Origin of the sequence: Aneurinibacillus sp. REN35 (assembly GCF_041379945.2) — a bacterium.
In the GTDB taxonomy this organism is placed as follows: domain Bacteria; phylum Bacillota; class Bacilli; order Aneurinibacillales; family Aneurinibacillaceae; genus Aneurinibacillus.
The window spans coordinates 121,082-143,603 of record NZ_JBFTXJ020000011.1; the positions used below are offsets into that span (position 1 = coordinate 121,082).

The following is a 22,522-nucleotide window of genomic DNA, read 5'->3' on the forward strand; positions in this document are numbered from 1 at the left end:
AGGAGTGGGGATAAGATGGCACACGTTACGTTAAAGCAAATTAGCAAAAAGTATGAAAGTCAAACAGTAATTGAACGTCTTGATTTAGCCATTCCAGACGGTTCATTTACTGTACTCGTCGGGCCGTCCGGATGTGGTAAATCAACGACACTGCGCATGATTGCCGGATTAGAAACGATCACCGCTGGAGAGTTGTGGATCGGAGGGGAGCAGGTGAACCATCTGCCGCCGGGAAAGAGAGATGTGGCGATGGTATTCCAGAACTACGCATTGTATCCAACCATGAACGTATTCGACAACATTGGTTTTGGACTTCGGAACAGAGGCATATCCCGTGCAGAAACGAAAAAACAGGTAGAAGAAATCGCTGAGGTAGTTGGACTGGCGGACTTTTTATATCGCAAGCCTTCCCAACTATCCGGTGGCCAGCGGCAGCGGGTAGCCCTAGCCCGTGCCATGGTGAAAAAGCCTAAAGTATTTCTGATGGACGAGCCGTTGTCTAATCTGGATGCAAAGCTGCGCAATCAGATGCGAGTGGAGCTGACAGCGCTGCATAAGCAGATGGGGACAACATTCGTCTATGTGACACATGATCAGGTAGAAGCAATGACGATGGGCGACCAGATTGTGGTGATGAATCAGGGCAAGATCCAGCAGATTGCCTCTCCGATTGATCTATATTCCATGCCGGAGAATTTATTTGTAGCTCAATTCATCGGATCTCCTCCCATGAATGTAATCGCATCTGCTAACCATTCTTCCTGTGTCATTGGATTTCGTCCGGAGAAAGCAAATATCGATGTGCAAACGGGAATCTCTTCTGATAAAGGAGGCGGGCTTGTGCTTGACGGTACGCTTGCATCAAGAGAAATACTTGGCTCTGAGCTTTTGTATCATGTCGAGACGGGCTGCGGGCGGATTATTGTCAAAGGCAGTACGGAGAGCATTATCGAAATCGGAACGAACGTACGAATAATGGTAGATGCCAAGCACTTATACTTTTTTGATAGCAAAACCGGTGCAAAATTGGCTGGTGAGAAGGTACGAGGTATAGCCAATGCTGTAGTAGGAGGCATCGCATAATGCAGAATGAAGCAATGGCAAAAACAGATATAGAAGGATTGAGCGCTTCCTATACGCAGACCAGCGGCCAGCCTGCACCTATGATGGAGCGTTGGGAAAAAATTCGGCCTTATGTCTATGTGGCACCGGCCCTGCTATTTTTTGCTCTATTCTTCTTCTATCCGATTGGCTATGTCATCTACCTTAGTTTCCATGATTGGTCGCTGCTGAATCTCGAAGCAAAAGAGTGGGTAGGTTTTGCTAACTTCGCCGACTTATTCAAGGAGCAAGAGTTCTATCAGGTGGTCTTGAATACGGGAATCTTTACTGTACTTACGGTAGCGCTTGGCATCGGACTTGCCTTTTTGCTGGCTCTTTGGCTGAATCGAAAGGCAAAAATCTATGGAATTATTCAGGGAACAATCTTCAGTCCGCATATCATCTCGCTTGTGTCTGTATCAATGTTATGGATGTGGATGATGGACCCGCAGTACGGCTTGTTAAATGCGGTTCTTGAAGCTGTAGGATTGCCTGCGTATACGTGGTTGAGCGATACGAAAAGCGCACTGCTCTCCCTTGTGCTGGTCAGCGTGTGGAAAGTTGTAGGCTACAATACGATTGTATTCATTGCTGGGCTGCAGAGTATTCCGCGTGATATTTATGAGGCAGCAGAACTTGACCGGGCTTCACGTCTTAAAACATTGTACAACATTACGATTCCTATGCTTTCGCCAACGATCTTTTTCCTGCTGGTAATCAATACGATCTCGTCCTTCCAGGTATTCGATACGATTGCGATTATGACGCAGGGTGGTCCTGTTAACAGTACAAATATGCTTGTCTACTATATTTATGAACAAGGTATGGATTTCTTCAACGGAGGTATTGCTTCTGCCGCCTCTGTAATTCTGCTCATACTTGTCGGTGTGCTGACATGCATTCATTTTGCTTTTATGTCCCGGCGCGTTCATTACCGTTAATACCGGAAGATAAGGAGGGCATGTATGTATTCCGCTCGTCTCTATGTATATAAAACAATCGAATGGCTGCTTCTGCTAAGCGTCGCGCTTATCTTCGTATTTCCCTTTCTATGGATGGCGCTGACCGCTTTTAAGACACTGCCGGAAGTGTTTCAATTTCCCCCGGCTCTTCTGCCGGAGTCCTGGCAATTCAAAAACGTTGCGATTGCCTGGCAATCAGGTCCGTTTCTTACATATTTGGTGAATAGTCTGATCGTTGCAGTAGCCATTTTGGCTTTGCAGGTGCTTACGGCTGTCCCGGCCGCTTATGCGTTTGCCAGGTATAATTTCAAAGGCCGGAACATGCTGTTCGGGTTGACGCTTGTCGCACTTATGATTCCGCCTCAAGTGATCTTTCTACCGATCTATGTATTCATGAGTGAATGGAATCTTGTTAACACGCTCTGGTCGTTGATTTTGCCTTATGGAGCCAGCGCTTTTGGCATATTTCTGCTTAGGCAATCATTTATGCAGGTGCCGGATGAGGTGATTGAAGCGGCTCGACTTGATAATGCCAGCGAGTGGAGAATCATGTGGAGAGTAATGGTGCCGATGGCTAAGCCGGTTCTCGTCACATTTGGTCTTTTTAGCTTTATCTATCATTGGAATGATTATTTCTGGCCGCTTATTATGACGAATAATGAACAGGTCCGTACGCTGCCGATCGGGGTGGCGATGATGAAATCAACAGAGGGTGACATGCTGTGGCACGTAATTATGGCAGGCAATATGATTCTAGTTGTCCCGATTTTGTTGATCTTCTTCTTCGCTCAGCGGCACATTATTAGCGCATTTGTCTATCAATCTAAGTAAGAAAAAAGGCTTTACAGGAACAATGTTCCGAAAAAATATATAGGAGAGAGGAAGATCAGGTATGAAAAGGTGGGTTACTGCTTCATTGACAATGTTGTTAAGTGCATCATTACTGGTTACCGGATGTTCAAGCCAGTCCGCTAAGACGGGCGGGGCAGCGGAAGGAGCACAGGCGGCAGCCGATGGCAAGCCGGTCCAAATCGATTTCTGGTATTCACTCGGCGGTAACAACGGGAAAAAAATTGAAGAGATGACCAAGAAATTCAATGAGACACATAAAGATATCATCGTAAAACCGGCCTATCAGGGCGACTATTATCAAAATCATGCGAAAGTATTGTCTGCGGTAACGGCTGGCAACCAGCCTGATGTAACGATGGTAGAAGCGGGCGTTGTTGGTACGTTTGCGGATGCCAAAGTACTAGAAGATCTCGGCCCATATGCCAAAGACATGGAGAAGAAATACATTCCGGGTCTTATGGGGAACTCGTATTGGAAAGACAAGCTGTATGCTGTCCCGTTTAATCGCTCCACACCGCTCTTATATGTGAACCGTGATCTGCTCAAGAAGGCAGGGCTTGATCCGGCCGGTCCGAAAACATGGAATGAGCTTATTGAATATTCACGTAAGCTAACGCAAAAAGAAGGCGGCAAAACAAAAACATACGGCTTCTCCACACCGATTGACATCTGGTTCTATGAAGCACTGGTTTTCCAGAACGGCGGAAAAATTCTTAGTGAAGACGGAAAGCAGCTTGCTTTAAACAATGAAGCAGGCAAGGCACCGCTTGAGCTATGGACGAATATGGTGAAGGAAGGCATTATGAAGAATCCTCCAGGGGAAAAATATAATGCGTGGGATGTAGCGAAGCAGGATTTCCTCAACGGTCAGGTAGCGATGATCTTTACTTCCACAGGTGATTTAAAAGCGCTTGAATCGACCGCTTCTTTTGATGTGGGTACGGCATTTCTGCCGGCTGGCAAGACATACGGTGCACCGACTGGCGGTGCGAATCTAGTGATGCTCTCCAAGTCTTCGGATGAAGAGAAGAAAGCTGCATGGGAATTCATGAAATGGATGACAGATACACCGCAGACAATTGACTGGTCGCTTGCTTCCGGGTATATGCCAGCAACGAGTGAAGCGGTAGCATCGAAGCAGATGCAGGATGTATATAAGGAAAGACCGAATCTGAAGGTAGCGGTTGACCAGCTTGAATATGCAACCGCCCGCCCAATGGTACCTGGCTACAAGGAAATGCAGGAAGTCATCATGGCGGAACTGCAGCGTGTGATGCTCGGTCAGGCTACTCCGGATGAAGCAATTGCCGCCATGGAGAAGAAAGCAGAGAAAACATTGAAGAAATAACCAAGGAGGATGATCATATGAATGTTTGTATGGCTCATCGAGGCTGGTCCGGTCAAGCCCCGGAGAATACGCTTGCTGCTGTGCGGCTCGCACTTACACACCCTGATATTACAGCAATGGAGATTGATGTACAGCTTTCAAAAGATGAGGTTCCGGTTGTTATGCATGATTTTACGCTAGGACGCACTGTGCATGCGAGTGGTACGGTACGAGATTATACCTTAGAAGAGTTGAAGCGCTTCGACGCGGGTTCCTGGTTCGATCATTCGTTCACAAATGAAACGATACCATCACTTGAAGAGGTGCTAAAAGAGGTACAGGGCAAGCTGCATCTAAATATTGAATTAAAAACTGCCGGCGATATGTATCCGGGTCTGGAAGAGAAGGTGGTCGAGCTGGTACGAGCGCATGGGATGGAAGATGAGGTATGGATCACTTCATTTGACCATGATGCAATTAAACGGGTACATAAACTGGCACCTGAATTGAAAAAAGGGTTAATTTTTGGCGGGAAATCAACCCTCTTGCGAGAGCAGTTGGCGGAGACGGGTGCGACGATTCTCTCCATTCCGTATCCGTATCTGACGCGTGACTTTGTAAGTGAGATGCATGCTGAAGGCTATACGGTAGTCGCTTGGACGGTGGATGAACCAGCTCATATTCAGCAGGTTATGGAATTGCATCCTGCTTTGCAAATTTGCACAAATCATCCGGACCGAATGCTGGAAATAAAGAAAAAGATATAGGTAACACGGTATAGAAAAAGCGCTGCGATTTGTGCGGCGCTTTTTCTTATCAGCACATTTCATCACATGTTAGGAAAAAATATTTATGTCTTATGTATTGCGTCCTTTCAATTTCTGAGTATAATACTGTACATATACTTCGCATACGAAATATTAGACAGATAAAGTAAAGAAAGAGGGAAAAGGATGAATAGAAAGGGAATATTGTGGATTCTTCTTTCGGTAATGATGATAAGCGGAGGTGGAATTAGCTATTATTACTGGTATCAAGGTGCACACTATGTAACAACAGAAGATGCGCGTATCCAGGGCGATTCCTATCGAGTTATGCCGCAAATTGCCGGGGAAATAATGCAGATTCATGTCGAAGAAGGAGATGTTTTGCGGCAGAACGATGCCGTTGCCGAACAGGATGCTGCCAACATGGATCCAAGTATGGTGAGTCATGCTATGCTGCGTGCTCCAATTGATGGCACTGTTATAAAAGTGTATATGAGAAAGCATGAGATGGGTACGCCAGGCCAGCCCGTCGCTATGATGATGGATATGAATCATTTATATGTATCAGCCAACATCGAAGAGACAGATATTGAAAGAATTAAACCGGGTCAGCAGGTAGACATCGTGTTAGATGCGCTGAGCGGCAAGTCGGTAACAGGAAAAGTACGGAAGATCGGTAAGGCTTCCAATTCGACATTTTCTTTGATTCCGGCAACCAATGCCAGCGGCAACTTCAATAAAGTTACCCAGCGGATTCCTATCGAAATTACAATTAATCAACCGAAGGATATAGAACTCATTCCAGGTACAAACGTGGAAGTTAAAATCCATGTTACATAGCAGGGAGGAAATAATATGAGCAATTCTGCAGCCGCTGCTACTACTCCTCCCGCCGAATCAGCCGCTTACCGCTGGTTGGCGCTGATTGCTGTAATCGTTGGCGCTTTCGTTGCGATTCTGAACAACAGTTTAATCAATGTTGCAATTCCCAAATTGACCAATGTGTTTGGATCAACAACAGACCGCATTCAATGGGTACTGACAGGCTATATGCTGGCTTCCGGGGTTATTATTCCGATTAGTGGGTATATGGGAGACCGCATTGGATACAAGAAGTTTTTTATCATCTCACTTGGTGTATTTACGGCAGGCACACTGTTCTGTGCTATAGCCTGGAGCGATACGTCGCTGATTATAGCACGGGTAATCGCCGGGTTGGGTGGCGGTGTAATTATGCCGATCAGCATGGCCATTATCTATAAAATTATGCCTCGCGATCAGATCGGTACAGCGCTTGGACTATGGGGAGTATCCGCGATGGTAGCGCCGGCCGTCGGGCCTACGCTGAGCGGGTATTTAATTGAATGGTTTAACTGGCGCTTTCTGTTCATCGTCAATATTCCGGTTGCCTTATTTGCGATTCTGCTTGTATCGGTCCTATTAAAAGAGACGGAGACAATTAAAGGGAAGGCATTTGACACATGGGGCTTTGTCCTTGCAGCTCTTTCGGCAGGCACGCTTCTCTACGCGCTCAGCAATGGCCAGTCTGTGGGCTGGACGTCATTTGAAATCGTAGCGCTGCTTTTTATCTCGTTTTGGTCGCTTGTATTTTTATTGTGGGTGGAGACGGGAAAGGAACATCCTATTATCGATTTGAGTTTGTTTAAGAATTCTACGTTTACATTAAGCGTGATTACTGCAAGTCTCGTAACGATTGGGATGTTTGGCGGCGTATTTTTAACACCGATTTTTCTGCAGAGCATACAGGGGGTATCGGCGATCGATACCGGTATTATCCTTATTCCACAGGCGATTGCCATGGCAGTCATGATGCCTGTTGCCGGTAAGCTGTTCGATAAGTTCGGTGTGATTCCGCTCGGTCTGATCGGATTAACGGTAACAAGTGTTATGACATATGAGCTACATCGATTGAGCGTGGACACATCATTTTTCTGGTTAGAGACGGTGCTGGCGATACGTGGAATTGGGATGGGGCTTTGTATGATGCCGTTATCCACGGCAGGGATGAATGCAGTAGCTCCACAGCAGGTAGGAGATGCTTCTTCACTCTCTAATTTAATTCGTCAGGTGGCAGGTTCACTTGGTATTGCGGTATTGACTGCGATTATGCAGCAGCGGACAACGCTGCATGCACAGCAGATTAGCGAATCTGTAACGGATGCGGGCATGCAGTATTTTCAAAGTGTATTCAGCTCCAGTGCAGGTACTGTAATTGGAGGGATTATCCAGAGAGAGGCTCTGTCATGGGCGATTGCGGATACATTTTTAATTTCAGCGGTTCCTTTATTTATCACGATTCCGCTTGTTCTTCTATTTAAGCAGAAAAAGGAAGCGCCTCAGCTGCAGGCAGAAGCAAAATAAAGGCAGAGAGAAAGGGAAAAAGCATGAAAAAAGAAAAACGTACAAAGGCTGTTGCGTGTCTATTGCTAGGAGCACTTACGCTCGCAGGGTGCAGTACAAGTGCGAAGGAGGCTGCAAGCCCTGAGGTTCCGATTCCGGTTCGAGTAGCACAGGCACATGAAGGAGCGCTTGGCGGAAAGATCTATACGGGAACGGTACTTCCGGATCAGAAGGTTAATATTGTACCGAAAATCCCAGGCAAAGTGGCAGAGATGCCAGTCGAGGTCGGTACACGGGTCAAAAAGGGAGACGTATTATTCCGTCTAGAAGATAAAGATTTACGCAACGCAGTAGTAAAAGCAGAAGCAGCCGTGTCAGCGGCGCAAGCAGGTGTGCATACAGCAGAGACGGCCCGCGAATCCGGTGTCATTCAGGCTACAGGAGGAGCTGTGCAATCGAAGAGCGGCATGCTCCAGGCCAAAAGCAGCATGCTGCAGGCACAAGGCGCTATCACTCAAGCGAAAAGTGCGTTAGAGCAGGCAGCGAATGGTGTAGAGGATGCGGAAAACTCATTTGGCAAAGCCAAGCAAGCGCTCGAAGATGCTAAGGTAAACCGTGATCGTATGAAGCAGTTGTTTACACAAGGAGCTGCTTCAAAAGCGCAACTAGAGCAGGTTGAGACAGGCTTGGTCAATGCGCAGGCAGCTTACCGCAGCGCGGAGATCGATCGTGCGAACGCAAAGGATAAGCTTACCGCAGCGCAAAAATCATTAGATACGGCACAAAAAAGCTATAGTAATGCAGCAAACAGTTATGAGAATGCGAGTGGTGGCTATGCGAACGCACAAAAGCAAGTAGGGGTCTCGCAGAGCACATCTGTCATTGAGGCAAGCCGCCAATCTTTGAAGCAGGCGGAAGTGGGAGCAAACATTGCGCGTGATGCACTAGGAGATGCAACCGTTGTATCGCCAATTGACGGCATTATCGGTGCTAAAAATGCGGAAGTCGGGGAAATGGTATCGGCTCAGATGCCTGTATTGGTTGTTGCCAATCTTGATAGTGTAACGGTCTTGACGTATTTGCCTGCTGATCAGATTAACAATATAGAGCAGGGAAGTCAGGTACAAGTAAAAGCAACAGCATTTGATCATGTGGTAACTGGAACGGTGAAGAACATAAGCCCGCTTGATGAGAAGGGAAAAGGCTATCCGGTACAAGTAAGCGTACCAAATCCAGAATTGAAGCTGAAATCCGGTATGTTGGCGGAAGTTCGCATCTTAGCGCCCGATTCCCGTCGAGGCATCGTCATTCCGGCTTCTGCTGTTGTAAAAGACAATGGGAAAACCTTCGTATATACGCTTGAAGGTGACAAGGCTAAGCGGGTAGAAGTAAAGGAAGTCGCAGAGAAAGGATCGGAAGCGCTGATTGCGTCCGGACTTGCAAAGAATGCACGCGTCATCTCAAACAATGTGGCATTATTATCTAATAACGCCACAGTAGAAGTAAAACAATAGGTAAAGATGACAAGAAACCATTGACTATTTTCTGACTACTTTATATATTGGTTATAGAAGTGTAGTAGAAGTTAGCAAGAGATCGTGAGTGGTATTACGTGTCATTACGTATCGAACACCGTATCGGCAGGCTGGCTATGCAGCTGGCACTGCTTGAAGAAGACGACGCGGGCGCCTTTCCATTAGTGCAGGTGGAGACATCAGGGTATCAGTTCTGCAAGGGAAGGGTAGGCTCGATGGATGCACATAAAGTTGTGGCTGCCATCGAAACCGCTGCAAAGAAAGAACAAATCATCGACGGATCGTTCTATCGGGAGACACATGCGCTCTACCATGCCATTATTGAGGCGATGCAGGGAGTTACGCGCGGACAGGTGCAGCTTGGCACTGTTCTCCGTACCGTTGGCCTGAACTTTGCTATTGTACGCGGAAGGCCGTACGATAACGAACGTGAAGGCGAGTGGATTGCTGTAGCACTGTATGGTACGATTGGCGCGCCGGTACGAGGTCTAGAACACGAGACGTTGGGACTTGGCATTAACCATATTTAAATAACGCAAGTATAAGCCCATAGTGAACAGAAGACAGGGGGCTGCATACTGCTTAAAGTAAGCGGGCGTAAGGACCGTTTTATTTAAGCATGTGCAGCTCCCTTTTTGTTTGCCTGAAAGAGGAGAGTGGATAATATGATCAAATTAAATGGCTATTCATTAACGCTGTCGCAGGTGCAAAGCGTAGTATACGAATATGAACCGGTGGAAGCTTCCACAGAGAGCATGCAGCGAGTAGAAGCGAGTCGGCGGGCGGTAGAAAAAATCGTAGCTGAGAACAAAGTCGCCTACGGTATTAACACCGGCTTCGGCAAGCTGAGTGATGTTCTTATTGATCAAAAAGATGTGGAGAAGCTTCAACTTAATTTGATTCGCAGTCATGCATGCGGGGTCGGTGAACCGTTTGCAGAGCCGGTATCGCGTGCTATGCTCCTGCTACGTGCTAATGCGCTGCTCAAAGGCTATTCTGGCGTGCGCCGCGAAGTTATAGAGAGTCTCTTGGCTCTTGTAAACCGACGCATTCATCCGGTTATTCCCCAGCAGGGATCACTTGGTGCCAGTGGAGATTTGGCTCCGCTTTCCCACCTTGCGCTTGCATTGGTCGGGGAAGGTGAAGTGTTCTATAAGGGACAGATTGTTCCCGCCCTGCATGCGCTGCGGGCAGAAGGCATTCGGCCGCTAACGCTGACAGCCAAGGAAGGTCTTGCGCTGATTAACGGCACACAGGCGATGACGGCCATGGGAGTTGTCACATATTTAGAAGCAGAGCAGCTCGCCTATCAGGCAGAATTGATTGCAGCGGTAACAATGGAAGGTCTGCGCGGCATTACGGATGCCTTCGCTGAAGAAATCCACATTGCGCGCGGTTACCCAGAACAGGTGGCAGTGGCGGAGCGCATGCGGGTGTATTTATCGGATAGTGAACTTACGACAAGACAGGGTCAACTGCGTGTACAGGATGCCTACTCGCTGCGCTGCATCCCGCAGGTGCATGGTGCTTCCTTTCAGGCGCTTGGCTATGTAAAAGAAAAGCTGGAGATTGAGATGAATGCAGCAACAGATAACCCGCTGATTTTTGATGATGGAGAGAAGGTCATCTCTGGTGGAAACTTCCACGGTCAGCCAATTGCGCTTGCCATGGACTTTCTAAAAATTGCTGTTGCAGAACTCGCAAATATCTCAGAGCGGAGAATTGAGCGTATGGTAAATCCGCAGTTGAGCGGGTTGCCTGCTTTCTTGAGTCCACAGCCTGGGCTGCAGTCTGGCGCAATGATTCTGCAATACTGTGCCGCTTCCCTTGTTTCCGAGAACAAAACGCTCGCCCATCCAGCCAGCGTAGATTCCATTCCCTCCTCAGCCAATCAGGAAGACCATGTAAGCATGGGTACGATTGCAGCACGACATGCTTATCAGATCGTACAGAATGTGAGAAATGTGCTCTCTATTGAATTAATCTGCGCGCTGCAATCAGCAGACTATCAAGGAGTTGATAAGATGGGTTCTAAAACAAAGCAATTTCATGCAATGGCACGCAAGGTGACAGCGCCGCTGACGGAAGATAGGGTATTTGCAAAAGATATTGCCGCAGTAACAGAGTTTTTGAAGCATACACCTGTGCCAGCAGTAACCGGAAAGCCGTTGTTTAAGGAAGTTGGATAAGCGAAATAGAAAAAAGGTATATGGATTCATATTAAAAAGGCCGGGACCTCGTGTTCCGGCCTTTTTATGGTAATAAATACATGTTTGAATGTCGAGACAATGTGGAATAGGTGTTATAGGGTACATATGATAGTTCTCTTCTCTCACAAGGATTGGAAGGCTTCCTCCCCTCATTCCGCCTTCTAGCCTGCTCCCGAAATTTATCATTTTTTTATTATGGTATAGTAGTTATGTAAAGTTTTGCCGATCGGATTGCTTCATACTATGCAAATGGGTAAGTTCAGGGTGCTTGAAACCGGATGGAATGGAAATATTATAAGTATGTTCTAGCAGTGACTGCACTTAATTTAGGAGAAGGTGATTATAGTACATGATAAAACTAGAAAATGTGCAAAAAAAATACTCGGATGGCTATGTAGCTCTTAAAGAAGTGAATTTGGAATGTAAGAGCGGGGAGATTACGGTCTTTATCGGGCCGAGCGGCTGTGGAAAAACAACCACAATGAAACTGATTAACCGCCTGATTAATCCTACCAGCGGAAAAGTATATGTGAATGGTCAAGATGTTTCTGGTTTCGATCCTGTTGAACTGCGAAGAGGGATTGGGTACGTAATTCAAAACGTCGGTCTCTTTCCTCATATGACGATTGCAGAAAACGTGGCTGTGGTTCCCAAATTGCTTAAATGGGACAAAGAACGAATCGATAAACGGGTCGATGAATTATTACATATGGTTGGATTAGATCCTGAAGTATACCGAGGCAGATATCCATCGGAGCTCAGTGGGGGGCAACAGCAGAGAATTGGGGTCATTAGAGCTTTAGCGGCAGAACCTTCTGTCATTCTTATGGACGAACCGTTCAGTGCGCTTGATCCGATCAGCCGCGAACAATTGCAGGATGAACTTATCGGGCTGCAAAAAGATATTAAAAAGACGATTATCTTTGTCACGCATGATATGGACGAGGCATTAAAGATTGCCGATAAGATTGTCCTTATGAAAGATGGTGCCGTCGTTCAGCAGGGTACTCCAGAAGAAATTCTGCGACATCCGGCTAATGATTTTGTTAAAAACTTCATTGGGGCTCATCGACTCAAGCAGATTCAAGACATTCCAACCGCTGAGGAAGTCATGATTAGGAAGCCAGTTACCGCGTATCCAACACGTGGATTGGCTGCATCGATCAAAATTATGGAAAGCAGAAAAGTTGATTCATTACTTGTTGTGAATGAAGAGAATAAATTGCAGGGCTATATTACGATATATGATGTAATTCATCAGTTTGAAGATGAGAGCAAGAGGATTGGAGATATTCTGCAGCCTGTACCTCATACAGTAGGTCCGGATACGCTGTTGACAACAGTTATTGAGCTTGTTGATGCATATAAGCTTGCGTATGTACCGGTTGTAAGCGAGGATGGCACGCTGCTTGGCATCGTAACAAGGGGAAGTCTGGTGGGTCATATGTCAGATATCTATCCATCTAACGGAATTGGGGTGTAGGGGATGGAGAAATATGTGCTTATTTTCGCTCAGCGCTGGCAGGATCTTTATCAAGCGTTGATCGAACATATTATTCTTTCTGTAGGCGCAGTCATCCTGGGATGTATTGTTGCCATTCCCTTAGGAATATTTTTGGCCAAAACTTCCGTTGCATGGATTCGCTCCCTTATTTTTACGATTGCGAATATCTTTCAGACCATTCCGAGTTTAGCGCTACTGGCAATTCTGATTCCACTGCTAGGTATCGGTACGACACCGGCGATTATTGCACTGTTCTTGTATTCACTCATGCCGATTTTGCAGAATACGTATTCGGGATTCCAGGCCATCGAGCCGGATATTATTGAAGCAGCCAAAGCGGTGGGATATAGCTCTAGACAGCGGCTGTTCAAAATTGAGCTGCCTTTAGCTATTCGCTATATTATGTCAGGCATTCGATTGACAACAGTATACGTTATTAGCTGGGCTACGCTGGCCACGCTAATTGGAGCTGGAGGCCTTGGAGAACTGATTGTAGGCGGGCTGTCCGTATATGATAAGCCGTTAATCTTTGCTTCGGCATTCTTAGCTATGGCGCTTGCACTCTTGGTTGACTTTGTACTCTCTGCCTTTGAGAAGAGAATAACAAAACGAGCGCTCTAGAAATAAATTTGTCTAATATCGGGGGTCACTATTGAATGAAGAAAATAACACTGGCAGCAGCGGCGCTCTCCGTGCTGCTTCTCTTTACAGGCTGCAGTACGGGGGGCAAGGAGATTATCGTCGGAACGCAGACATTTACCGAGACGAAGATTCTTGGTTATATGTACGAATACTTGATTGAAGACAGAAGTGATACAAACGTGAAGGTGAAGACGGATCTGCTATCTTCTCCATTCATTATTAATGCGATGAAGGAAAATGAATTACAGATGGGGACACTGTATACAGGAGAGATTTTTAACGGATGGTTTCCTGTTGAACAGACTAAGGACCCGCAGAAGGCATTGGAACAAGCCAAAGATGGGTTTAATAAATATCATGGAATCACATGGATGGACACTCTTGGCTTTGAGAATACATACGCTTTTACGGTACGGAGAGATATTGCGGAGAAATATAAGCTCAAGAAAATCTCTGACCTTAAAAATGTAGCTAAGGATATGAAGTTAGGGGTAGATACTTCATGGCTTGAGCGCAAAAATGATGGCTATAAAGCTTTCAGTAAAACATATGGACTCTCATTTAAACAGTTATTTCCAATGGAGATTAACCTTGTATATACAGCAGTACAAAGCAAAGACGTAGATATTGTTCTAGCTTATTCATCTGATCCAAGAATTAAAGAATTCGATCTTGTTACACTAGAAGACGATAAAAAATTCTTTCCGCCCTATTTTGCTTCACCGCTCGTTTTGAATGAAACGATAAAAGAGCACCCAGAAATCGAGCCGGCATTGAAGCCATTGTTTGGAAAAATCGATCTGGATACGATCAGAACCTTAAATGCGAAGGTTGATCTTGAGAAACAGGACCCTAAAGAGGTAGCAAAGGAATACTTAGAAGCACAAGGTCTTATAAAGCAGAGGTGAGAAAATGAGCGAAAATATATATAGCGATATAGCACGGTATCTTGGGAACAACTGGGATACGCTGCTGCTCTTAATGTTGCAGCACATTGGAATGGTTCTCTCCGGTATCATTTTAGCTCTTATCGTTGGGATTCCATTGGGTATTCTTGCCGCAAGAAATGAGCGAGCAGCTACGATAATTTTAGCGCTGGCGAATATTATTCAAGTATTTCCAAGCCTTGCATTGCTTGCGCTTCTGATGATTTTCTTCGGCATTGGTTTTACCTCTGTAGTCATTGGGCTCTTTTTGTACTCTCTTCTGCCAATTATCCGGAATACGTATGTCGGGCTTCTAGAGGTCGATAAAAGTACAACAGAGGCAGGAATTGGCGTAGGGATGACAGCTTCTCAATTACTGTTGAAGGTTCAACTTCCACTCTCCCTATCGTTCATTCTCGCAGGGATTCGTATTGCGGCTGTTATTGCGATTGGCGTGGCAACACTTGCTCCATTTATCGGAGGAGAGGGGCTTGGTAAAGAAATTTATTCAGGCATTAATTTACGGGATCCGATAAAAATTTATACGAGTGCCATTCTTGCGGCGCTTCTTGCCATCATTGCGGATTTGTTGCTCGGTAAAGCTCAGAAGAAGGCTCGCATTGAGTAGCTGCCTCATTGCAATTAAGTACAGAGATTCGTTTAGTAACCATGCATAACATATGCATGGTTATTTATTTATGCATAAATTAAATATAAGTACGGATGATTCTTTATCCCTATAAACAAAGGATAAAAACCCTAAAACTTTTTTACTAATAAAATATTTACAATTATCAATAAATTATAGTATGATCAATACAGTAAAACCCATTAAACCAAGTTTTTACGGAGGTACATAGTGATTGAGTTTCGCCAAGTAGATAAATACTATGGCAATTTCCATGTCCTGCAGAATATTCACCTTACCATTTCCGAAGGGGAAGTTGTCGTGATCATAGGCCCTTCGGGTTCAGGTAAGTCCACGCTATTGCGCTGCATCAATCACCTTGAGAAAATATCGAGCGGTGAATTGATTGTTGACAAGATGAATGTTCATGACCGCAAGACGAATCTGAACGTTCTTAGGCAGGAGATTGGCATGGTGTTTCAGCATTTTAACCTGTATCCTCATATGAGCGTGTTAGAGAACATCACGCTAGCACCGATGAAAGTACGCAAGATATCCCGTACAGAAGCTGAAAAAACAGCACGTCTTTACTTAGAGAAAGTCGGACTGGCGCATAAAGCGGATGCGTATCCAAGTGCTTTGTCTGGTGGACAGCAGCAGCGGGTGGCGATTGCCCGTGGCTTAGCTATGCAGCCTAAAATTATGCTGTTCGATGAACCAACGTCTGCTCTTGATCCAGAGATGATCGGAGAGGTGTTGGAAGTTATGAAGAGCTTGGCAAAGGAAGGGATGACGATGGTCGTCGTAACCCATGAGATGGGATTTGCCAAGGAAGTAGCTGACCGTGTGGTATTTATGGATCACGGGCAGGTTGTAGAAGTGAGCGAGCCGAATGAATTCTTCGCTAATCCGAAGGAGGAGAGGGCGCGCGTCTTCTTAAGCCGTCTGCTGAACCATTAATTTATGCAATTGAAAAAAGGGGGGCCACAAATGAAAAAGAAAGTATCTGTCTTAAGTCTGGTGCTTATGCTCGTGATGGCAGTTGTGCTTGCGGCATGCGGCGGTGGCGGAAAACAAGAACAGAGCAAACCTGCTGACGGTGCTTCGTCCGGTGGAAGTGCTGAGAAGAGTGCAGTAGCTGCAGCGAAGGAACGCGGCAAACTGGTTGTAGGTGTAAAATATGACACTAACCTGTTTGGGAAAAAGGATACAACGGATGGTCAGGTAAAAGGCTTTGATATCGATATCGCCAAGGCTATTGCTAAAAAAGTAATGGGCGATGAAACAAAAATCGAGCTGAAAGAAGTAACATCCAAAACACGTATTCCTATGCTGCAAAATGGTGACATCGATGCGATTATCGCAACCATGACCATTACAGAAGAGCGTAAAAAGCAAGTTGACTTCTCTGAAGTATATTTTGAAGCCGGTCAATCTCTGCTCGTGCCGAACGATTCTGCAATTACAGGCGTCAAAGATCTGAACGGTAAAACGGTTATTGCAGTAAAAGGTTCTACCTCCGCAAAGAACATTCGTGAACATGCTCCAGAGGCAAAAGTAGCCGAGTATGAAAACTATGCAGAAGCTTTCACGGCGCTGAAATCCAAAAAAGGTGATGCGCTGACAACAGATAACTCCATTCTGCTTGGTATGCAGAAGGAAGATGCAAATTACAAGCTGGTAGGTGGTCTCTTCACAGATGAGCCATACGGTATCGCGATTAAGAAGGGCGATGCAGAAATGCTGAAAGCGGTTAACGACACGCTCTCTGAGTTGAAATCTTCTGGTGAGTACGACAAGCTCTACGAAAAATGGTTTGGCGAGAAGCCAAGCAAAAAATAGAGAAAGCAGGGGCCTGACGGCGAAGTGGCCGCAGGCCCTTTTCTCGTCCGAAAGAAGGGATTAAAAAACATATGCTGCAGACAATGCTTGACATCTGGTCGGAATACAATAGCGAATATATCAGCGGTTTGATTACGACGCTGCAAATCAGTATTATTGCTCTTATTATGAGTCTTGCCTTAGGCACAGTCATCGCTATTCTCTGCATTTCTCCGTTTCGGATTCTCGTTATTATCGGACGTTCGTACATTGAATTCATCCGAAATACACCATTATTGATCCAGATTTTCTTCTTTTACTTCGGTCTTCCTTCAGTAGGCATACAGATGAGTCCTTTTGTAGCTGGAACGCTTGGTCTTACGGTCTATACGGCTGCCTTCATCTCAGAAGCAATCCGGGCGGGAATCAACTCCATTCCCCGCGGGCAGATGGAAGCAGCCCGTGCATCCGGACTGAGCTACATTCAAGCGATGCGCTATGTTGTTCTGCCGCAGGCCTTCAAAATTGTTATTCCACCGCTTGGCAATCAGTTCATTAACCTTGTTAAAAACTCGTCTCTCCTCGGTGTGATTGCGGGTATGGATCTGATGTATCATGCAGATATCGTAGCGACAAATACGTTTATTACATTTGAGACCTATGTTTTGGTCGCGTGTTTCTATTTAACAATCACGGTACCGCTATCCATTCTGGTGAATTGGCTGGAGCGCCGCTTGAAGGTCAAACATGCATAAGAATAACGGAACCAGAAAGGAGTGGGGCGAATGGATTTTGTCGGCGCGTACAGTTGGCCGAATATAAGATATTTGTTAGAAGGGTTTCTTGTGACGCTTGAAGTAGCGGCGTTATCAATTGTTTTTTCTTTTGTGATTGCGATTGTGTTTGCGATTATCAGGTATACAAAAATTCCGGTGTTGTCACAGTTGGTATTTTTGTGGGTAGAGATGATACGGAATCTTCCTCTGCTGTTAATTATTTTCTTTGTCTATTTCGCGCTGCGCGATGTGGGCATTAAACTTGAAGTATTCACAGCAGCAGTTGTTGCTTTGACGATTTTTGAATCGGCGATGATTACAGAGATCATCCGCAGCGGTCTAATGTCAGTGGATAAGGGACAGATTGAAGCAGCGCGTGCCTCGGGATTAACCTATGTGCAGACGCTGCGGTATATTATTATGCCGCAGGCGCTGCGCCGTATGGTACCGCCCATTGTCAGCCAGTTTATTTCCCTGTTGAAGGATACGTCTTTAGCGATTATTATTTCGCTTGCTGAGCTGATGCATAACGGTCAGGTGATTTACAATACGAGCACGAATTATATTATTCCGATTCTGCTGCTGATTGCGATGATGTACTTCGTTGTAAACTTTGGTCTTTCCTTGATTGCACGACGATTGGAGCATACGAAATAAAAGAAAAAACGAGGCAAATTGCCAGATCCGGGCAATGCCTCGTTTTTTATGTGAATCAATCAACCTTAAAGCTACGGGCTGCATAGAGTGCCGGCGTAGAAAGAATAGAAATAACGAATTTAATGAGGTACGTTGTAATAAAAATGTCGAGCCATACATCAGCGGAGTGTACACCGGCAAAAGCGATCGTACAGAAGACAAGCGAGTCGACCAACTGACTTATGATGGTGCTGCCGTTGTTGCGTATCCATAACTGATTAGGCTTGGGGAATTTCTTTTTTAAGAACGTATAGATCTTCACATCGAGGAACTGACTGATGAAGTAGGCCGCCAGACTTCCGAGCGCCAGGCGAGGCATCAGACCGAACAGCGTATCCATCGACTTCTGTGCGATATCTTCTGCATGCGGCTGAAACAGCAGCGCCATCTGCATGATGATGGTCGTCATAACTAAGGTAAAGAAGCCGAACCAGACTGCCTTCTTCGCGTCCCTCTCCCCGTATTTTTCGTTCAGCAGGTCGCTTACCAGATAGATGGTACCATACATCGTATTCCCGAGCGTCATGACCAGACCAAACATCTCAATTGTTTTAACTACCTGGATGTTCGCGAGTACAGTAGCGACACCAACCCAAGCATAGAGACCGAACTTGCCAAAGAACCGATAACAAATAAGAAACAGCAAAAAATTCACGAGAACAAACAACATGCCAAAATAAAAATTGTACATACGTATAAAAGCCTCCTAGTTTTGATAACGCGGGAAGTCTCGAACCGCGGTTGCCTCTCAGCAAAACATTACTATTCTACTCGCTGTGAAAGAAAAGCACAACAAAAAAATAGATCAAGCCTGTGGGTGGCAGATCTATTTATGGAATTCAACGGCTGGAGTGCCTTGTCATTTTGTAGTTGCGGCTATAATGCATGAGAAGAGGAATCATGATATATAAAGCATAGGCGCAGGACATCCACGCTGTAAAGGCAATTACCTGCCCAGAGGAGAGGGCGGTAAAGAAGCGGGAATGATAAGAAATAGAGAATGTGTCAAGAAACAATCCGGTGGTTGTGCCGCAGAGTGCGAATGTAAGAAGGGCATTAGCGGATGAATCAAATCGGATATAGAGCAGGGAGATCAGGTAGAGACATATGGCTGTACCTGCCTCAAGGAGAATGAGCGTGGGCCAGAAGCTGCTAAGGGAAGGATCGACAAGCACCTGATGGCCAAAGAAAACAAAGAACATGGTAGCACTTGCCCATATGAGTACAGCCCATATCATAGGAAAAAGAATTTTTTGCATGTTTATTCACACTCCTTTTCTTTTTCAGTATGTATTCAGTGCGTAAGCAAAATTTCCAGTTCGTTGTATATTTTCTCAGTCGGAAATGAATCAGATAGAAGCGCTTGAACAGCTAGCCCATCAATTAAAGCATTTAGCAAAATTCCCCATGTTTCCAGGGAGACACCCTCCACAGGAGAGGCAGACCAGAGAGAAGTGAGCTGCTTAGATAGACTGTCGTTTTCAAAATGGAGCAGCTCATGCAGTTGTTCTTTTGTTTGTGCATTTTGAAAGCTGTAAGCAAGTAAGGAGAAGAAGAGGCGGTGATAAAAAGACTCCGATGTACAGCGTTCTTTGGCACCCGTGAGTGCGGCTTTTACTTTTTGAGTATGGGAAGTAGGGGTGTCTGCTATCTGATTCCATGAAGATTGGCATAGGTCCTTTACAATTTCAAGCAAGAGCTGCTCTTTTGTACGGAAATGATAATATACGGTTCCCTGCGTGACCCCGGCACCTTCAGCGACACTTTTTAGCGTTAGTTTATCTAAGCCGTATTCTACGATGCGTGTTTTAGCAGATTCGAGCAGATCTTTCTTGGACACCACATTAGGTTTTGCCATATTGATTCCATTCTCCTTTATTTTAGTTATTCGAACAACTAACTTGAGTATAGTATAGAAAAAATAAACAAAAAAATCCAGAGTTTAATGAAAAACCCTGGATACATTATAGAAGGTGTTATATGTCAGCAAGTGTCTGCTTCATCTGTTGTTGTGGATCTGAATGAAGGAAACGCTGTGTTTCTTTCACAACAACGCCGCTTAATCCAATTAAACCAATCAGATTTGGAATTGCCATAAGTCCGTTGGCGATGTCGGAGAATGTCCATACAATATGTAGTTTTAATGCCGACCCGGCTGCAATTACAAAGATAAATACCAATTGATAATATCGAATTGCATGCTTGCCGAGAAGATATTCGATGCACTTTTCTCCATAGTATGCCCAGCCAAGAATAGTGGAGTATGCAAAAAGGATGATGGAGATGGCGAGTATAATGCTGCCGGTACTGCCGAAAACGCTTTGAAAAGCGAGCGTAGTTGCTTCAACCCCGGTCTTCCCTGTTTTCCATACGCCTGTAGTGACAAGTGCCAGGCCGGTGATCGAGCAGACGATGATCGTATCAATAAACGTTCCGGTCATGGAGACTAACGCTTGCTTCGCCGGTTCTTTTGTTTTGGCGGCAGCGGCGGCAATCGGCGCGCTTCCTAGTCCGGCCTCGTTGGAGAATACGCCGCGTGCGACCCCCATCTGTATTGCTTGTGCAATCGTAGCCCCAAGAAATCCTCCAGCCGCTGCTGTGCCGGTGAATGCACCAGATATAATGGTAGCGATGGCATCGGGTACTTTATCTGCATTAACCAATATGATAATGATACCTGCTCCGATATAGAAAATAGCCATAAACGGAACAAGCACACCTGTGACCTGCCCGATCTTTTGTACGCCGCCCAAGATGACAAAGGCAGTACATATAGCAAGGATAATACCGGTAACAATCGGCGGAATAGAGAAGTTAATATAAATCGCTTCTGCCACGGAGTTTGCCTGCACCATATTTCCGATCCCGAATGAGGCGCATACACCGAATAGAGCGAACAGCAGAGCGAGCCATTTTTGCCCTAAGCCCCGTTCCAGATAATACATCGGTCCGCCTGAGTATTGTCCATTTTCGCTTTTGACTCGGTATTTTACCGCAAGAATTGCTTCTGAATACTTGGTAGCCATACCAAACAAGGCAGTTAGCCACATCCAGAAAATCGCTCCGGGGCCGCCTACCGTAACAGCAGTAGCTACGCCGGCAATATTGCCCATACCGATTGTAGCTGCCAGTGCAGTCATAAGTGCCTGGAAGTGATTGATGTCTCCTTCTGATTTCTTTTCCTGATTTTTGCCGAATGCTAATCGTAGTGCATAGCCAAGTCGAGAAAATTGCAGTCCGCGCAGGCGCACGGTGAGCAGGATGCCTGTTCCCACAAGCAGGATCAGGGTTGGAAGCCCCCATACGAATGAATTGATGGTATCAAGTAATTGCGCTAATTTTTCCATCTGTCTCTCCCTTTCCATTGGAAATAAAAAAACCATCTCATCCCGTAGATAAAATGGTCTCTGGAGATACAGCAAAATAGGGAATAAAACCGAACCCAAACGGGGTAGCTTTTCCTGTTTTACTGTCTCTGTCCTTTTACCTGAGAGATTATCCCGTACTTTGTTTGGTACGGATTTGCTCCTTCGGTGCTCTCTTTCCTCGACCTCGTGCTGCGAAGGTGAGGGAGTCTCTCCAGAGTTTCGTCCCCATACAGTTCTACTTGATCTCAAGACCTGAGAGTTTCAAGGTGTTCACCTTTTGCCCCGTCGGTAGATAATTTCTTATCTTCTCCTGCATGGTTCATCCGAATACTATTTGATTAATAAATTTTATTATAGAAAGAGAAAACGAGAAATCAAGGAAAAATAAGAAGTTGGAATTAAAAGAATATATTTTCGATAAATAAGTATGCGCATCTTGTTCCATATTAAAATAGAATAAGATATCAGTTTCAGAAGGAGAACGATATGAGCGATCAACAATCAAGTAAGCAGGCGCAAAGCCCGGTTTCTGAAGCGCAGAATGCGGTAAAGAATGTACAAAATGCTGCTGCACAGATGGAGTCTCATCCAAATGCACAGACATTAGAGGGAGCGGAAAATGCAATAGAACAAGCAGAGCGTGCGATTGCACAGGCACAGACGAGCGCAGACCAACGTGCGGTAGCGGAATCAGGCGAACAGCTCACAGAAGCACGCCAGCGTATAGAACAGGCAAAAGAGTAAGGTGATATTTATATACTAAAAAGATAGCCGCAAAAAAGCGGTTATTTTTTTGTTGACTTTTATATTTGAAATGTGATAAATTTAATTTCGTTGCCCCGCTAAACGAAACATTGTAGAGAAACAAAGTTTTTGATACAATGATAAGGTTTTTGTCGGATAAACATACAGATTCAAAACAACAAAAAAGTTGTTGACAAAAGAATCTAGGCTTGATAAGATATAAAAGTCGCCGCTGAAATACAGCGCAGTGCAAAAGCGTACTAACAAGTTCCTTGAAAACTGAACAGTGACACTCGATGTGT

The 22,522-nt window shown here is 45.4% G+C and carries 23 protein-coding genes and 1 riboswitch; of the genes, 19 read left to right on the forward strand and 4 right to left on the reverse strand.

Annotated features, from left to right (window positions below; all coding sequences use genetic code 11):
- Nucleotides 1-15 precede the first annotated feature (15 nt).
- From AB3351_RS18170 to AB3351_RS18255, 18 genes are all read left to right on the forward strand, one after another.
- The gene (locus AB3351_RS18170; protein ID WP_371148569.1) at nucleotides 16-1,083 is read left to right on the forward strand and encodes an ABC transporter ATP-binding protein; all 1,068 of its coding nucleotides are present in this window, start codon (nucleotides 16-18) and stop codon (nucleotides 1,081-1,083) included.
- 83 nt (nucleotides 1,084-1,166) lie between these two features.
- The gene (locus AB3351_RS18175) at nucleotides 1,167-2,042 is read left to right on the forward strand and encodes a carbohydrate ABC transporter permease (protein ID WP_371148590.1); all 876 of its coding nucleotides are present in this window, start codon (nucleotides 1,167-1,169) and stop codon (nucleotides 2,040-2,042) included.
- A 24-nt stretch (nucleotides 2,043-2,066) separates the two neighbouring features.
- Nucleotides 2,067-2,894, forward strand: a complete 828-nt coding sequence (locus AB3351_RS18180; protein ID WP_371148570.1) for a carbohydrate ABC transporter permease — start codon at nucleotides 2,067-2,069, stop codon at nucleotides 2,892-2,894.
- Nucleotides 2,895-2,955: 61 nt separating this feature from the next.
- Nucleotides 2,956-4,263, forward strand: a complete 1,308-nt coding sequence (locus AB3351_RS18185) for an ABC transporter substrate-binding protein (protein ID WP_371148571.1) — start codon at nucleotides 2,956-2,958, stop codon at nucleotides 4,261-4,263.
- A 17-nt stretch (nucleotides 4,264-4,280) separates the two neighbouring features.
- Nucleotides 4,281-5,009, forward strand: a complete 729-nt coding sequence (locus AB3351_RS18190) for a glycerophosphodiester phosphodiesterase (protein WP_371148572.1) — start codon at nucleotides 4,281-4,283, stop codon at nucleotides 5,007-5,009.
- A 186-nt stretch (nucleotides 5,010-5,195) separates the two neighbouring features.
- On the forward strand, nucleotides 5,196-5,849 hold the full coding sequence (locus tag AB3351_RS18195) for an HlyD family secretion protein (protein WP_371148573.1): 654 nt from the start codon (nucleotides 5,196-5,198) through the stop codon (nucleotides 5,847-5,849).
- 15 nt (nucleotides 5,850-5,864) lie between these two features.
- On the forward strand, nucleotides 5,865-7,391 hold the full coding sequence (locus AB3351_RS18200) for a DHA2 family efflux MFS transporter permease subunit (protein ID WP_371148574.1): 1,527 nt from the start codon (nucleotides 5,865-5,867) through the stop codon (nucleotides 7,389-7,391).
- Between the two features lie 23 nt (nucleotides 7,392-7,414).
- Nucleotides 7,415-8,884 carry an efflux RND transporter periplasmic adaptor subunit gene (locus AB3351_RS18205; RefSeq protein ID WP_371148575.1) on the forward strand — a complete coding sequence of 490 codons (1,470 nt, stop codon included), beginning with the start codon at nucleotides 7,415-7,417 and terminating at the stop codon, nucleotides 8,882-8,884.
- A gap of 98 nt (nucleotides 8,885-8,982) precedes the next feature.
- Nucleotides 8,983-9,435 (forward strand): hut operon transcriptional regulator HutP, encoded by a 453-nt coding sequence (hutP, locus tag AB3351_RS18210; protein ID WP_371148576.1) that lies wholly within the window; start codon nucleotides 8,983-8,985, stop codon nucleotides 9,433-9,435.
- A gap of 135 nt (nucleotides 9,436-9,570) precedes the next feature.
- Nucleotides 9,571-11,094: a histidine ammonia-lyase gene (hutH, locus tag AB3351_RS18215; RefSeq protein ID WP_371148577.1), complete on the forward strand. Its 1,524-nt coding sequence runs from the start codon at nucleotides 9,571-9,573 to the stop codon at nucleotides 11,092-11,094.
- A 370-nt stretch (nucleotides 11,095-11,464) separates the two neighbouring features.
- Nucleotides 11,465-12,598, forward strand: coding sequence for an ABC transporter ATP-binding protein (locus AB3351_RS18220; protein ID WP_371148578.1), 1,134 nt, complete (start codon nucleotides 11,465-11,467; stop codon nucleotides 12,596-12,598).
- A gap of 3 nt (nucleotides 12,599-12,601) precedes the next feature.
- Nucleotides 12,602-13,240: an ABC transporter permease gene (locus AB3351_RS18225; protein WP_371148579.1), complete on the forward strand. Its 639-nt coding sequence runs from the start codon at nucleotides 12,602-12,604 to the stop codon at nucleotides 13,238-13,240.
- 35 nt (nucleotides 13,241-13,275) lie between these two features.
- Nucleotides 13,276-14,169 (forward strand): glycine betaine ABC transporter substrate-binding protein, encoded by an 894-nt coding sequence (locus AB3351_RS18230; RefSeq protein WP_371148580.1) that lies wholly within the window; start codon nucleotides 13,276-13,278, stop codon nucleotides 14,167-14,169.
- 4 nt (nucleotides 14,170-14,173) lie between these two features.
- The gene (locus AB3351_RS18235; RefSeq protein ID WP_371148581.1) at nucleotides 14,174-14,815 is read left to right on the forward strand and encodes an ABC transporter permease; all 642 of its coding nucleotides are present in this window, start codon (nucleotides 14,174-14,176) and stop codon (nucleotides 14,813-14,815) included.
- A 228-nt stretch (nucleotides 14,816-15,043) separates the two neighbouring features.
- Nucleotides 15,044-15,775 carry an amino acid ABC transporter ATP-binding protein gene (locus tag AB3351_RS18240; protein WP_371148591.1) on the forward strand — a complete coding sequence of 244 codons (732 nt, stop codon included), beginning with the start codon at nucleotides 15,044-15,046 and terminating at the stop codon, nucleotides 15,773-15,775.
- A 30-nt stretch (nucleotides 15,776-15,805) separates the two neighbouring features.
- Entirely contained in the window at nucleotides 15,806-16,657 is an 852-nt protein-coding gene (locus tag AB3351_RS18245; protein WP_371148582.1) for a transporter substrate-binding domain-containing protein, read from the forward strand.
- A gap of 83 nt (nucleotides 16,658-16,740) precedes the next feature.
- A complete protein-coding gene (locus AB3351_RS18250) occupies nucleotides 16,741-17,391 on the forward strand; it encodes an amino acid ABC transporter permease (RefSeq protein ID WP_371148592.1) in 651 nt (216 codons plus the stop codon).
- 30 nt (nucleotides 17,392-17,421) lie between these two features.
- The gene (locus AB3351_RS18255; protein ID WP_371148583.1) at nucleotides 17,422-18,069 is read left to right on the forward strand and encodes an amino acid ABC transporter permease; all 648 of its coding nucleotides are present in this window, start codon (nucleotides 17,422-17,424) and stop codon (nucleotides 18,067-18,069) included.
- 55 nt (nucleotides 18,070-18,124) lie between these two features.
- Here AB3351_RS18255 and AB3351_RS18260 read toward each other — a convergent pair whose 3' ends face one another.
- The 4 genes from AB3351_RS18260 to AB3351_RS18275 form a co-directional block, all read right to left on the reverse strand.
- Complete coding sequence (locus tag AB3351_RS18260; RefSeq protein WP_371148584.1) at nucleotides 18,125-18,799, reverse strand: queuosine precursor transporter; 675 nt, start codon at nucleotides 18,797-18,799, stop codon at nucleotides 18,125-18,127.
- A 148-nt stretch (nucleotides 18,800-18,947) separates the two neighbouring features.
- Nucleotides 18,948-19,367, reverse strand: coding sequence for a DUF5367 family protein (locus AB3351_RS18265; protein ID WP_371148585.1), 420 nt, complete (start codon nucleotides 19,365-19,367; stop codon nucleotides 18,948-18,950).
- Nucleotides 19,368-19,402: 35 nt separating this feature from the next.
- The gene (locus AB3351_RS18270) at nucleotides 19,403-19,966 is read right to left on the reverse strand and encodes a TetR/AcrR family transcriptional regulator (protein ID WP_371148586.1); all 564 of its coding nucleotides are present in this window, start codon (nucleotides 19,964-19,966) and stop codon (nucleotides 19,403-19,405) included.
- Nucleotides 19,967-20,084: 118 nt separating this feature from the next.
- A complete protein-coding gene (locus AB3351_RS18275) occupies nucleotides 20,085-21,455 on the reverse strand; it encodes an alanine/glycine:cation symporter family protein (RefSeq protein WP_371148587.1) in 1,371 nt (456 codons plus the stop codon).
- Nucleotides 21,456-21,573: 118 nt separating this feature from the next.
- Nucleotides 21,574-21,701: riboswitch (glycine riboswitch) on the reverse strand.
- A gap of 261 nt (nucleotides 21,702-21,962) precedes the next feature.
- On the opposite strand from AB3351_RS18275, the gene AB3351_RS18280 reads away from it, so the two are divergent.
- Nucleotides 21,963-22,220: a hypothetical protein gene (locus AB3351_RS18280; protein WP_371148588.1), complete on the forward strand. Its 258-nt coding sequence runs from the start codon at nucleotides 21,963-21,965 to the stop codon at nucleotides 22,218-22,220.
- Nucleotides 22,221-22,522 lie beyond the last annotated feature (302 nt).

Excerpts from the sequence above, each read along its gene's own strand:
- AB3351_RS18170 (WP_371148569.1), top strand. The coding sequence starts at position 16 with ATGGCACACGTTACGTTAAAGCAAATTAGCAAAAAGTATGAAAGTCAA.
- AB3351_RS18175 (WP_371148590.1), top strand. The coding sequence starts at position 1,167 with ATGGAGCGTTGGGAAAAAATTCGGCCTTATGTCTATGTGGCACCGGCC.
- AB3351_RS18180 (WP_371148570.1), top strand. The coding sequence starts at position 2,067 with ATGTATTCCGCTCGTCTCTATGTATATAAAACAATCGAATGGCTGCTT.
- AB3351_RS18185 (WP_371148571.1), top strand. The coding sequence starts at position 2,956 with ATGAAAAGGTGGGTTACTGCTTCATTGACAATGTTGTTAAGTGCATCA.
- AB3351_RS18190 (WP_371148572.1), top strand. The coding sequence starts at position 4,281 with ATGAATGTTTGTATGGCTCATCGAGGCTGGTCCGGTCAAGCCCCGGAG.
- AB3351_RS18195 (WP_371148573.1), top strand. The coding sequence starts at position 5,196 with ATGAATAGAAAGGGAATATTGTGGATTCTTCTTTCGGTAATGATGATA.
- AB3351_RS18200 (WP_371148574.1), top strand. The coding sequence starts at position 5,865 with ATGAGCAATTCTGCAGCCGCTGCTACTACTCCTCCCGCCGAATCAGCC.
- AB3351_RS18205 (WP_371148575.1), top strand. The coding sequence starts at position 7,415 with ATGAAAAAAGAAAAACGTACAAAGGCTGTTGCGTGTCTATTGCTAGGA.
- hutH (WP_371148577.1), top strand. The coding sequence starts at position 9,571 with ATGATCAAATTAAATGGCTATTCATTAACGCTGTCGCAGGTGCAAAGC.
- AB3351_RS18220 (WP_371148578.1), top strand. The coding sequence starts at position 11,465 with ATGATAAAACTAGAAAATGTGCAAAAAAAATACTCGGATGGCTATGTA.
- AB3351_RS18225 (WP_371148579.1), top strand. The coding sequence starts at position 12,602 with ATGGAGAAATATGTGCTTATTTTCGCTCAGCGCTGGCAGGATCTTTAT.
- AB3351_RS18230 (WP_371148580.1), top strand. The coding sequence starts at position 13,276 with ATGAAGAAAATAACACTGGCAGCAGCGGCGCTCTCCGTGCTGCTTCTC.
- AB3351_RS18235 (WP_371148581.1), top strand. The coding sequence starts at position 14,174 with ATGAGCGAAAATATATATAGCGATATAGCACGGTATCTTGGGAACAAC.
- AB3351_RS18245 (WP_371148582.1), top strand. The coding sequence starts at position 15,806 with ATGAAAAAGAAAGTATCTGTCTTAAGTCTGGTGCTTATGCTCGTGATG.
- AB3351_RS18250 (WP_371148592.1), top strand. The coding sequence starts at position 16,741 with ATGCTTGACATCTGGTCGGAATACAATAGCGAATATATCAGCGGTTTG.
- AB3351_RS18255 (WP_371148583.1), top strand. The coding sequence starts at position 17,422 with ATGGATTTTGTCGGCGCGTACAGTTGGCCGAATATAAGATATTTGTTA.
- AB3351_RS18260 (WP_371148584.1), bottom strand. The coding sequence starts at position 18,799 with ATGTACAATTTTTATTTTGGCATGTTGTTTGTTCTCGTGAATTTTTTG.
- AB3351_RS18265 (WP_371148585.1), bottom strand. The coding sequence starts at position 19,367 with ATGCAAAAAATTCTTTTTCCTATGATATGGGCTGTACTCATATGGGCA.
- AB3351_RS18270 (WP_371148586.1), bottom strand. The coding sequence starts at position 19,966 with ATGGCAAAACCTAATGTGGTGTCCAAGAAAGATCTGCTCGAATCTGCT.
- AB3351_RS18275 (WP_371148587.1), bottom strand. The coding sequence starts at position 21,455 with ATGGAAAAATTAGCGCAATTACTTGATACCATCAATTCATTCGTATGG.
- AB3351_RS18280 (WP_371148588.1), top strand. The coding sequence starts at position 21,963 with ATGAGCGATCAACAATCAAGTAAGCAGGCGCAAAGCCCGGTTTCTGAA.